Below are 12,802 nucleotides of genomic sequence, written 5' to 3'. Positions count from 1 at the left end.
CCCGATCCCTCCCCCGCGTGGCGATACCCAGAGAGGAGCCGTATCAGAGGTTTGACGCCAGAGACCCCTCAATTTTTCGCGGGGAGGCGACAGAATGCTCTGAACTATAGGAATCGTCAGCCGCTGGAAACTTTTAGGATGACTTCCCTGTTAAAGAGGAAGAGACTGGAAAGGAAGACCACAACGGATGGGGCCCAAAGAAGATAATATTAGAAAACATTACCATCAGTAAAGGGATCCGCGTATCCTTCTTCGGATTATCCTGTAATAAGGAGGTCGGCGTATCCCTACCTCTCGCAATAGGATGTAGCGTTATCAATGCTGCCGGTCCCCGACAAGTTCCTGCAAAAATATTTCATGGAAAAATTAGTAAGGATGCGGGGGAAGAGCATAGCCCTCGCGGGGATACGCCACCACGTTTGAGTCTGCAATCGACTGGATCTGCGATCAACTGCCTTCCAACGAGGTCATCGAGGGTGCATTGCGGGTTGAGGAGAGGATGTATCCGAAGGTTGCAATCCGTGAATTCGTCGCGAATGCCCTCATTCATCAGGATTTCTCCATATCCGGAACCGGGCCCATGGTTGAGATCTTTGAGGATCGGATGGAGATCTCGAATCCCGGAAAACCTCTGATTGATCCCGAACGGTTCATCGATCATCCTCCCCGGTCACGAAATGAAACCCTTGCTTCGATGATGCGCAGAATGAACATCTGCGAAGAACGGGGGAGCGGGGTTGACCGCGCCATCGGGTGTATCGAAGTGTACCAATTGCCTGCACCGGATTTTCAGGAAGACGAGGATTTCACGCGCGTCACGCTCTTTGCGCATCAGAGTTATAGTGCGATGAGACGGGAGGACAGAGTGAGGGCCTGTTACCAGCATGCATGTCTCAAATATGTCTGCAGGGAGTTCATGACGAATGCCACGCTGAGAAAGCGGCTGGGCATCGACGATACGAATTACCCAATTGCGTCGCGCATCATCGGTGATACGATGGAGGCGGGTCTGATTCGACTGCAGGATCCGGAAACTCGATCAAACAGATCCAGGAGATATGTCCCGTACTGGGCATGAGGTATGTAATCCACATGTACAGATCGTTCTGCCCCCGATCCAGAAAAACTGAGATTTACGGGAATTTCCGAGAATGCGCCAAATACAGTTGATTTTTTGTATGTAATGGGTATGTAATCCACAATGATCCCGATAGGTACATCACGGTTCACAGGGCCGGATCTCCCCTCTTCGTAAAACTCCGTATCGAGCACTACATCGCAATATCTCCTTACATATCGCTTTTTCAGGTATGTAACCGGCATGTAATCGGGAGTCGATTGATGTCAACTGCGGCCGCATACCCTCCATAACCCGCTTCCACGATCTCTGAGCCCGGGCGAGCGGATGGGCACGGGAACGCGGGACATGATCCAACACTGCACCGAGGCAGGTCTGCCGGAGCCGGAGCAAAGACTCACTTCGGAACCACCCCATCAATCCCATGCTGGAGGATGGCAGGATGGAGGCGAAGTACAAGAACGTCCCCACCCATCCCCTCCAGGGGTACCGGACGGTGGCCGGGACGGAGAGCGGAGAATGATAGTTATCTCCCGTTAGCACCCGATCTGTCTATGACACACTGGACGATAACCCTGGAGCGTGAGGGAGCCGCGATCGTCGTCCGGGGCGAGGGGGACGGTTCTGCCCGGAGCTACCTCGAAGCCTCGTTTTTCGACCGTGAAATCCATGAGTTCGGCGCCATGTGGCATGGCACCGACTGGGGCACGCATCGCCTGGTCGACGAGGATCCTTTTACAGAAGGCATTCTGGTGTACAGCGACACGATCAGGCCCCCGGTACTCTCATCAAGGTCCGATGATCCTTTTACGGAAGATATTCTGGTGGACAGCGACGATAAAGGTTCCCGCATCAGGTTGGAGCAGGAGGACTGGACGTGGGAGAGAAAAGCCCCGCGGGAATGGCTGCCGACGGTGACGATGACGAAGAGACAGAGCAGGGTTGAGTTCTATACCTACAGAGGCCTGTCCTACGCATCCCTCAACCTTCATCGCGATACCTACACGCAGGGGAGGTATGAGTGCCGATCAACATTCCGACGCATCGCCTGGAGTCCCAACGGGTACAGATTTTAGCGGAGTCGTGAATATCGAAAACGATGTACCCGGCACCATCAGGCGATCTTGACATTCATCCCTTATTTCAGCGGTGGAATATATCGATTGGTCGGCACAGATTTTCCTGCCATCTGAGCATCGAAGAGCACTCGTTTCGGGAAACCGCCCGATGTAACCGGAGAATAATTCCACAACTCTTAACTGGTTTAAAACGAGAATCACGCATGCGATTCTATGGCCCGGCGGAAGGAGAAACCCAACACGAAAAACATTGAGCAATACGACCATATGGGGATCTGCCGGCTGAATAACCCGCCGGCAGGTCTCGTGAGTGCGGAGACCGAACCCGGGTACGACACAAAGACCTACTCCTACGACCCTCACCTCGACCCGCAACTCATGTGGGCGGGGAAGGCCGAGCACACCTCCTTTGAGGTCCCGACGGTCTCCCTCCACGTCCACGAACGGATCGACCCGCGGACGATCATCAGGGCGGCGAAGGGCAGCAACGGCGACCACCGGCAGGCCTCGCTCTTTGAGTTTGCGCGTGAGAACCCGCCGCTGCGAGAGGCGGTGGAGTTCTACCGCCACAAACACAACTGGAGTAACCGCCTCGTCGCCGGCGACTCCCTGCTCGTCATGAACTCCCTGCTGGAGAAGGAGGGGATGGCCGGGAAGGTGCAGATGATCTACATCGACCCGCCCTACGGGATCACGTATGGATCAAACTTCCAGCCCTTCGTGAACAAGCGAGACGTGAAGGACAGGAGGGATGAGGATCTCACCAGCGAGCCCGAGATGATCAGGGCCTTCAGGGACACCTGGGAACAGGGGATTCACTCGTATCTTACCTATCTCCGGGACCGGTTGCTGCTCGCCCGGGAACTCCTGACCGAGAGCGGGAGCGTGTTCGTGCAGATCTCCGACGAGAATGTGCACCATGTGCGGGAGATTATGGATGAAGTGTTTGGGAAGGGGAATTTTGTTTCCCAGATCACTTTTTCTAAAACTACAGGCAAAGGAGGGAAATACCTAGATGAAACTTCCGACTACATTTTATGGTATTCGAAAAGTATCGCCAATCTGAAATATCACCAAATATATTTGCCTAAAGAGTATGGTGCTGATGGTGCAACAGAATATCGCTATCTGATGCCAGTAGAGGGGGCATGGCGAACAATTGAGTCGAGAGAGTTTTTGAATCTGGATGCCCTTCTGCATGAGGGTCAAGTTTTCAGCCATGACAACTTCACTTCTCAAACAGGATCGGAAACCACGATCTTTTCCTTTGAACTTGATGATGACACAGTTCCTGCGCCAAAGAAGGGAGGGTGGAAAACAAACACCCGTGGCGTCGACAGATTAAAGAAAGCCAAGCGGCTAATTCGGCTCGGTAAAACGCCTCGATATGTAAGGTATTTTACAGATTTCCCGATTTACCCATTGAATAACCATTGGACAGACACTAACATCAGTGGTTTTGGCGAACCTAAGGTGTATATTGTCCAGACATACACAAAAGTCATCCAGCGCTGCCTCCTCATGACCACCGACCCCGGCGACCTCGTCCTCGACCCCACCTGCGGCTCCGGGACCACCGCCTACGTCGCCGAGAAGTGGGGCCGGCGCTGGATCACCTGCGACACCTCCCGCGTCGCGATAACCCTCGCCAAACAGCGGCTCATGACCGCCGTCTTCGACTACTACAATCTCGCCCACCCTGAGGAGGGAGTCGGGAGCGGGTTTGTCTATAAGACTGTCCCGCACATCACCCTCAAATCCATCGCGAACAACCCCGAAATCGACGTCATCTACAAGAAGCACCGGCCGAAGGTTGAGAAAGCCCTCGCCGACCTCAACGCCGCCGCGAAGATCTCCTGCGAGGAATGGGAAGTCCCCTTCGACCCCGACCCCGCCTGGCCGGAAACGGCAGGAAAATCCCACAAGAAGTTCCTTGCCGCCCGGCAGAAGCGGCAGATCGAGATCAACGCAAGCATTCAGAAGAACGCTCCCCAGGAGACCCTCTATGACGATCCCGTGAGCGACAGAACAAAAGTCCGCGTCACCGGTCCCTTCACCGTCGAGGCCGTCCCTGCCCCCACCGTCGAACCGCTCGCCGGTGACACCCCCGCACCCCTCCCGGCCGATGACTCCGCTGCTCGCACCGGCGAGTCCCTCCGGCAGGACGAATGGCGGACCGAACTCCTCGCCACCGGCATCCGCGGCAGGAACGGCCAGCGGATCGCTTTTGCCCGGCTCGAACCCCTCGGCGGCACCCGGTGGCTCCACGCCCGCGGCGAGACCGCGGACGACACCCCTAAACAGGTCGCGGTCTCCTTCGGCCCCGAACACGCCGCCCTCAACGCGAGACAGGTCGAGATGGCGCTCAAAGAGGCCCAGCGCCTCGTCCCCCGACCCGAGATCCTCGTCTTCGCCGCCTTCCAGTTCGACCCTGAAGCCGCAAAAGACATCGACGAGACCAACTGGCCCGGCGTCACCCTCCTCAAAGTCCAGATGAACACCGACCTCCAGACCGACGACCTCAAAAAGAAACGCTCCAGCAACGAGAGTTTCTGGCTCATCGGCCAGCCCGACATCACCCTGAACCTGATCACCGAGGGGCCTGAGGCCGGCACGATCCTCCTCTCCGTCAACGGTTTCGACTACTACGACACCCGCAACGGCACCGTCGACGGCGGAGGCCCCGAGAAGATCGCCATGTGGATGCTTGATCCCGACTACGACGGCCGCAGCCTCTTCCCCCGGCAGGTCTTCTTCCCCATGGCCGGCAAAGACGACGGCTGGGCAAAACTCAAAAAGAGCCTCAAGGCTGAGATCGACGAAGAGTTGATCGAGGCCTACCGCGGCACCGTCTCCCTCCCCTTCAAGCCCGGAAAGAAGCGGCGGATCGCCGTCAAGATCGTCGACGACCGGGGCATCGAGTCCATCATCGAGCGGGACCTGGACGGCCTGGAGGCATGACCCATGCCGCAGAAGACCATCGACCGCCTCATCGTTACATCGCCCTACACAGAGCCCGCCTGCCACTGGCACTACAACCGGACCACCCGCACATTTGACCTTGCAGAAGGCCGGCGCAAGGCGGGCTACATCGTCGCCACCCGGGGGTCCAGCGCCTTCGATGACCCCGGCGTCTTCTATGAGATCCCCTTCGTCAACAAGATTCGGCCGCGCGTCAAGGCCTGGAGGGAGGCCGGTTACCCCGGGGCCACCAGCATCACCCGCCGCCTCCTCGAGTACTGGAAGGACCGCGAAGAGCGGGGGAGCTTCCCCTTCTTCTTCTGCCAGCTTGAGGCCATCGAGACGCTCATCTGGCTAACTGAGGCGCCCGCCGCAGAAAAGACCGGGATTGATATCGAGGGCGACGGCGGCGAGTTCCTCCGCTACTGCTGCAAGATGGCCACTGGCACCGGCAAGACCGTCGTCATGGCCATGCTCATCGCCTGGCAGGTCCTCAACAAGACCGCATACCCCACCGACCCCCGATTCTCCAAAAACGTCCTCGTCGTCGCCCCCGGCCTCACCGTCAAAAGCCGCCTCTCCGTCCTCGTCCCCTCCTCCGAGGGGAACTACTATGACGCCTTCGCCATCGTCCCGCCCGGCCTCGCTGAGAGCCTCAGGCAGGGGAAAGTCCTCGTCCGGAACTGGCACTTGCTCGCCTGGGAGAGTGAAGATCAGATCCAGAAGAGGAAGAGCGTCGACAAACGCGGCCCAAAGAGCGACGAAGCCTACGTCCGTGAGGTCCTCGGCGACCTGGCCCGGCACAACAACCTCATTGTCATCAACGACGAGGCTCACCACGCCTGGCGGGTTCCGGCGGAATCAAAGGTCAGAGGGATCGCCAAAGACGAGATCGATCAGGCCACCATCTGGATCCAGGGCCTCGACCGTATTCACAGAGCGAGGAACATCCTCTCCTGCTTCGACTTCACCGCCACGCCCTTTGCCCCGAGCGGGAAGAGGAGCGACGAAGAAGCCCTCTTCACCTGGATCGTCAGCGACTTTTCCTTAAACGACGCCATCGAGTCAGGTCTTGTCAAGACACCCCGTGTCGTCATCCGCGACGACGCCAACCCGCGGCCCGAGGACTACCGGTCACGGTTCTACCACATCTACACAGACCCTGAGGTCTACGACGACCTCAACCGCAAGGGCGCCGAAGAATCCGAACCCCTCCCCGACCTCCTCAACACCGCCTACTACTTCCTCGGCCTCGACTGGCAGGAGAAGAAGAGGGAGTGGGAAGCGGCTGGCTACCGGACCCCGCCGGTCATGATCACCGTCGCGAACACCACCGAGACTGCGGCGAGAGTCGCCTATGCCTTCACCCACAAAAAGATCCGGATCGATGACCTCTGCGACAGTGACAGGATCCTCCACATCGACTCAAAGGTACTCAAAGAGGCCGAGACCCTCGACGAATCACTGACCACCACAACAGGCGAGGATGAAGAGGCGAACCGGCCACTCACCAAAAAAGAAAGGGCTCTCTACCTCCGGCAGCAGGTCGATACCGTTGGGAAATATGGTGAGGCTGGCGAGAAGATCCAGAACGTCATCTCCGTCGGCATGCTCTCCGAGGGCTGGGACGCCCGGACGGTCACGCACATCATGGGCCTCCGGGCCTTCTCCAGCCAGCTCCTCTGCGAACAAGTTATCGGCCGGGGGCTCCGGCGCACCAGTTACGATATCGACGAGGAGACCGGCCTCTTTTCGCCCGAATACGTCAACATCTTTGGTATCCCCTTCACTTTCCTCCCCCACGAAGGAGGAGGCGATGCCCCGCCACGACCGGAGAAACCCAAGACCCGGATCGAGTCGCTCCCCTCCCGCCGGAAGTACGAGATCACCTGGCCGAACGTGCTCCGGGTCGAGCACACCTACCGGCCACGGCTCACCCTCGATATCGAGACCGCCAAACCTCTTGTTCTCGATGCTGCAGAGACACCGCAGATTGCCGAACTCGCCCCGGTCATCGACGGCAAACCGGCCGTCGACCAGATCACCACCATCGACCTTGAGGAACTCGGCCGGATCAGGCTCCAGCGAATTGTCTTCGAGACAGCACGGGACCTCCTCGACCAGATGCGCCCGGAGTGGCGAGGCACCGCCGCGGAGCTCGTCGGGCAACTGGTCGGCCTCGTCGACCGGTTCCTCCGTTCGGATAAGATCAGGTTCGCACCCCTCATCTTCAGCACCGACGACATGCGCCGGCGGATCCTGCTCATCCTCAACATGAACAAGGTTGTCCAGCACATCTACGAGCAGATCCGCGAGACAAACACCGAAGCCATCGAGCCTGTCCTCGACCCAGCGCGCCCCATTCGCTCGACAACTGACATGCCGGTCTGGTATACCACCAAGCCCTGTGGAGAAACCGCAAAATCGCAGATCAACTTCTGTGTCTACGATAGCACCTGGGAGGCCACCGAGGCCTTCGCCCTCGACCGGAACCCTGCGGTGCAGGCATGGGCCAAGAACGACCACCTCGGGTTTGAGATATTCTATCTCTACCAGGGCGTCGTACGAAGGTATCGACCGGATTATCTGATCCTGCTTGAGAACGGGGAATACCTGGTGCTGGAGACGAAGGGCCAGGATAGCCAGCAGAACAGGGCAAAGCGGGCCGCCCTTGCTGAATGGGTTCGTGCCGTCAACGGGCACGGCGGGTTCGGTACCTGGCACTCCGACGTCTCGTTCAACACGGCCGACGTCGATGGGATCATTGAGAAATACACCCCCGATAAGCAGCCTACCGGACATGTGGAGAGTTTGACGGTATGACCGGGTGTCACAACCAGAGTATGGGGACGGGGACTGGAACGGGTCTTGCTTTTCCAGTATACATTCCAGACCCATCCCTCATTCAATTGCCTTTCCGCCGCGATTCATTCCCACCCAGCCTCTTCACTCCCGCCGACGTCGCCCGCCATGACCACATTCGCCCTCGTCGGGAGATGCTCGACCTGAACAGGCACCTCGCGGCGGCGAGGGCTCTGCACGAGAAGGAGGCGCTCGCCGGGATGATCGACGCGATCGACCGGCAGATCGATAGGTTGGTCTACGGGCTGACGGAGGAGGAGATAGCGATTGTGGAGGGATTTATATGAGATTTTATGACGATCCGTTAGCGATCAGCACTGATACCTGGGTGGAAGTGCTGATAGACAGAACGGTGACCGGAGAACGCGACTTGACTCTGTTACGATTGGTATACGAGAGCGAAAACCGCGAGACATACGCATCAAAGATAGCGCCTTATTTAAATTATACGAGCCATGCTCCGGTGAACTCGCGGGTCGCTCTATTTAGCAAACGGGTCATTAAAATGACCGGGGCTCAGCCACCCCTGAGAGAAGACGGATCAGTCCGATGGTGGCATGTCCCCTTTTTGGGCCGCGATGAAAAGAGCGGCAAATGTGCCTGGATCATGCGATCTGAACTGGTGGCGGCATGCAAACAGGTCTTCGGTCAAAGCGACTCAGAACTCGTTTATCCCGGAGAGGTGACTCTTGAGGATAAGGTCGCCCTGCACTACGAAGGCGCCGTGAAGCGGATCTACGTAAACCGTTACGAGCGAGAAAAACAGGCACGAATTGAGTGCATAGAACATTACGGCTGCCGATGCGCCGTTTGCGGCTTTGATTTTGAGAAGGTGTACGGGCCGACAGGACAGGATACAATCCATGTGCACCACCTCGTGCCCCTCTCTACCATACGAAAGGAGTACAAGATCGACCCGGTGCGGGACCTACGCCCCGTATGCCCGAACTGCCATCTCATCATCCACAGCAGAAAAGAACCTTTCACGATAGATGAGGTAAAAGAGCAGATCAGGGCAGGCAGAGGCCGGTAAGCATCTGTATGGGTGCCCATCTGCACCACGGATAACCGGGTAATCCACTCAAACACCTTCCAGAATCGTAACATCAAAGTGTCCGGGTACTCAGAAGAGAATTTTTTTTACATTGAGGTAAAAGAACTCTCTATGTCACTCTACGACCGGTGGCAGGGATCGGAACTCTCTGTTCTGGAAAAGGAGCTCATTTTTCATAGGGAAAACACCGGCTTCGTTGAGTATGATACAAAAGACGGGAAATACTTCTATCTCCACCCATCACCGTTCTTGAACAGTCCAAAGAGAGAGATTTTCTGCGCTGAATCATGCGACCCGCCAGCAGAACATACCTTCGTCGAGGTCGAGATCGAATCCGAACGAGAATTTATGCCCAATGGGTCCCAGGACCGCATCACCGTGAAAACCATCTGCGGCTGGAAACCTTTCGATCCGAGCCCGCTTGCGGAGCGCAGAAAAATTATGGACTACGAAGAGATTGTGCACTATTTCACCCTGCCGTTCCGGGGCGAGGAGGAGACAATCGAACAGATTGCAAAATGTTCCGCTCTCTACTCGCTTTCTTCTCCGCCGATCACCAATGAGGTGGGGGGGATCAACGCTGCCGTCCTCGGGAAGAAGACACAGTGGAACACCTTCAGAGGATCGATGAGAGTCATTCCTCAGGACTTCTTCCGTCCCGGCTCGCGGTATTATTACTACATATCCGATCAGGAGAAGTGTACGGTCAAAAGAGGGTGCGAGGAGGCAAACCGGGCGATCTATCGGCCAGATGAATACATCATGGATATTCCACTTGTTGTGGAGGAAGCATCACTTAACCAACTATCGAAGGATTGCAGAGAACTCATAAATGAAGAACGGCCGATTATCACCTCATACATCCTCGATGCTCTTATCATCAAACCAGACCCGATGAACTCTGTTGAGAAGACGATAATCGATGCAGTGCATACCATACGGGAAGAGTACAAGCGAACCGGGTACTCGCCCTACAAACAAAACCTGGGCGATGCAGTCCCCAAGCTGACTTCATCGCTCGCCCGGCTTCAGCGAGCCTCGAAAGCCACCCAATCCGACGTCAAAGATGCCGTCGAACTCTGGCTGGACATGCACTCGAAAGCGAACAAGATCTACTCTTCTCCGCTCAAGGTCGCAAAGCGATATGATCTGCTCGATACTGCACGGAAGTTGTATGTGGAACTCCATGAGATCTATGGACTTGAATTCTGGATCCCGCTCGATGAGGCTATAACCCGGACAACGCTGCGCCCGGAGGAGTTCATGGTCTCTCTTGAATCACTGATCTTTACAGGATATGCTGTGAGAAAAACGGGAGCCATAAAGATTCTCTAGGCTTCAAAGGGGTTCAAATGAGAGCCTGAAACCGGGCATTCAAAATGTTTCGCTAGCAAAAGCGTCGGATTGGACCTTCCATCGGCCTGCCCTATGCCAAAAAGAATGGGCTCTACCCCACTCACCCGCAATCTGCACCACTATCTCCGGCTCATACCGCAGCACAACCTCGCTCATTCTCCCGCCGGCCTGCACCCGGATCAGGTCGTCCAGCCGCAGGGAGTCGAGCTTCTGTAGCTGCTTGAAGATGGGCCGGATACGGAAACTGAGCCCGCCTCGAGACCGGACGACACAAGAAATGAAGAATTGCGCTGATATCTGTGAAAAGGGAAGAGAGATCGCAGGTGAGGACTCTCAACAAATTGCTGCAAACTACTACAAATCACTACAAACCATTTCAGGGAGCAGGTTCAAAAAACTGTTTTTCCTTAGTCGTATTCCACATCCGACAAGATTTAATTGAGTTCATTTCTACAATCATCTCCAATCAGATTGCCGGTCATGATTTATGCGGCTTGTCGGATGCGAGAACCCATGTAGCAGCCTTTGTTCTCCCGACAGCTCGTATCGTCCCTTCTTTTCGCATCTCTTGAAGCAGATCCCGGATAAAGTGGTACTTCTGTTCATCGTTTAATGCATCTGAAACTTTGTTAAACAAAAGGTCCTCAATATCCGACCTCTTCGCTTCGCGATATGTTTTCAGATATGCCATTACCAGCCCCTTGAAATGCGCTTTATCAAGTGACCGCTTCCGGATATAATCGGCTCGCATATCTGTCTCGGCAGCGACACCCACTGAGACACGAAGATTCGGAGACCGACCCTCGATGAGTTGCTTCTTTCGGAGAATTCTACGCTCTTCCGGAGTGATCGATATCCCTTTCTGCACCTTATCGAGAGTTATAACATCCATCAGCGTCAGATCTTTTCGTCGGATCAACATCCGGGTATACTTCTCATCGATCACCCGTCCGAGAATGGTAACTCGCACAACCCTTTCTTCGCTGAGATCATAGTCCGGCATCGGGAAATAACGATCTCGTTGTTTCGAAAACATGCGCTTGATCCCGCTGCCTATCGTATCAATCATATTCAATTCGACCATTGCATTTGCAAGGAAAGGATTTCGATACCAATCAGGGGGCATATCACGCTCAATTACAGTCCGGACGGTTCCCGGAATAAAATCACCGCGATTCGTAAACATCAGAGAATCAGGCCTTTCGGTTACCGTGATGCGAGCAGATTGCTGGTAGTCCTGGTGTGCGATGCAGTTGTGCAACGCTTCGCGGACCACCCACCGGTCATACTGTGAAACTTCCGTGGGAAAGAGCGTCTCCTCAGAAATATGGCGAATAGTGAGATTTCGGATCTTTTCAAACACTTTATCGACTGCAAGAATCAATGGCTGATCGAAATGGGCATAATCGATCTCAATTTCTGCATCGTTCCGCAAAACCCAGGTGATGCGTGCAATGGCAGGTAAGAGGTAGTGTCCCGCTTCGCCCTTTCCAAGGAGAAGGATTGCGGTCTTCGTTATCTTGCCGTCTCTGCAAACCTTTGCTTTATTCAGAAAGGTCGCGTCATCCCATTCATCAATCTCTTCTGCGAGATCCTGATGCTTTTTCTTAGATTTAGCACGTGCAAACGCGATTGCTTCCGGATCGAGATCGGCGATTGTAGCGCCGTCACAGATCTCGGCAGACCAGTCAGGTAGCGGTGCACGTATTCGATCGATCTCATGAAGCCCCAAAGGCTCAAGCGAATCATGAGTGCGACCATATGCAACGCGCCTCCATGTAGTCGGAACTCCGCGAAGAGCAGGTGGGATTTCGAACATGATCACCCGCATCCCATTGACGGCGATCTCGTGAATTGCATGAAACGTCATCTGATGATTCGTCTGCTGCCCGATCTTCTGCTTGAGATGTTCGAGTCCGGGCGGCATGAGACAATAGTTTGACCCAACAATCTTTCTAGGAGGTTTATCGGTAACACCAAAGATGAGCCACCCGGCAGCTTCTCCATTCAGGCTGGCTTCATTGCTTAGCGCAGAGAAATATCTGCCGATGTCGTCAAAATCAAGATTACTTTTTGCTTCCTTGAACTCAATCCATTCCGTTTCAGCCGGAAGCAGCAGGAATTCCTGTAACCGGGAAAGCATTACAGTAGATATCCCCCTCTCACATTAGGATAGTTTCGCTGCACGCAACTCTTCTTCTGTAGGGCTATCCTTATTTCTTCGGCAGCGCCGCATCCTCCACCGGCAGACTACATTCCCTCCGTCCCTGGTACTATACCCGTTCTTCTCCTCCTGTCCGGGACCTCTGACGACCATGACCGGTTCGAACCTCGCCGGTCATCGTCTGCCGGGGAGTGCTCGTCGCGCCATACTCCGCATTGTGCTCCTCGCACGGAGGAATGGCGCACGGA

General features: G+C 55.5%; 8 protein-coding genes. 7 read left to right on the top strand and 1 reads right to left on the bottom strand.

Annotated elements, in window-relative coordinates:
* The first annotated feature begins 481 nt into the window (after window positions 1–481).
* From BRA42_RS04465 to BRA42_RS04435, 7 genes are all read left to right on the top strand, one after another.
* On the top strand, window positions 482–1,078 hold the full coding sequence (locus BRA42_RS04465) for an ATP-binding protein (RefSeq protein WP_342772096.1): 597 nt from the start codon (window positions 482–484) through the stop codon (window positions 1,076–1,078).
* A gap of 554 nt (window positions 1,079–1,632) precedes the next feature.
* On the top strand, window positions 1,633–2,154 hold the full coding sequence (locus BRA42_RS04460) for a hypothetical protein (RefSeq protein ID WP_342771095.1): 522 nt from the start codon (window positions 1,633–1,635) through the stop codon (window positions 2,152–2,154).
* Window positions 2,155–2,370: 216 nt separating this feature from the next.
* On the top strand, window positions 2,371–5,118 hold the full coding sequence (locus BRA42_RS04455) for a site-specific DNA-methyltransferase (RefSeq protein ID WP_342771094.1): 2,748 nt from the start codon (window positions 2,371–2,373) through the stop codon (window positions 5,116–5,118).
* Between the two features lie 3 nt (window positions 5,119–5,121).
* The gene (locus tag BRA42_RS04450; protein ID WP_342771093.1) at window positions 5,122–7,941 is read left to right on the top strand and encodes a BPTD_3080 family restriction endonuclease; all 2,820 of its coding nucleotides are present in this window, start codon (window positions 5,122–5,124) and stop codon (window positions 7,939–7,941) included.
* A 173-nt stretch (window positions 7,942–8,114) separates the two neighbouring features.
* Window positions 8,115–8,267, top strand: coding sequence for a hypothetical protein (locus BRA42_RS04445; RefSeq protein ID WP_342771092.1), 153 nt, complete (start codon window positions 8,115–8,117; stop codon window positions 8,265–8,267).
* Between the two features lie 281 nt (window positions 8,268–8,548).
* Entirely contained in the window at window positions 8,549–9,013 is a 465-nt protein-coding gene (locus BRA42_RS04440; RefSeq protein WP_342772095.1) for an HNH endonuclease, read from the top strand.
* 132 nt (window positions 9,014–9,145) lie between these two features.
* A complete protein-coding gene (locus tag BRA42_RS04435) occupies window positions 9,146–10,369 on the top strand; it encodes a hypothetical protein (RefSeq protein ID WP_342771089.1) in 1,224 nt (407 codons plus the stop codon).
* A 499-nt stretch (window positions 10,370–10,868) separates the two neighbouring features.
* On the opposite strand, the gene BRA42_RS04430 is transcribed toward BRA42_RS04435, so the two are convergent.
* The gene (locus BRA42_RS04430) at window positions 10,869–12,533 is read right to left on the bottom strand and encodes an RNA-binding domain-containing protein (RefSeq protein ID WP_342677969.1); all 1,665 of its coding nucleotides are present in this window, start codon (window positions 12,531–12,533) and stop codon (window positions 10,869–10,871) included.
* Window positions 12,534–12,802 lie beyond the last annotated feature (269 nt).

Source organism: Methanoculleus sp. UBA374, assembly GCA_002508705.1.
GTDB lineage: Archaea > Halobacteriota > Methanomicrobia > Methanomicrobiales > Methanoculleaceae > Methanoculleus > Methanoculleus palmolei.
The sequence above is the reverse complement of the archived record's forward strand: the minus strand, read 5'-3'. Positions and strand labels throughout refer to the sequence as shown.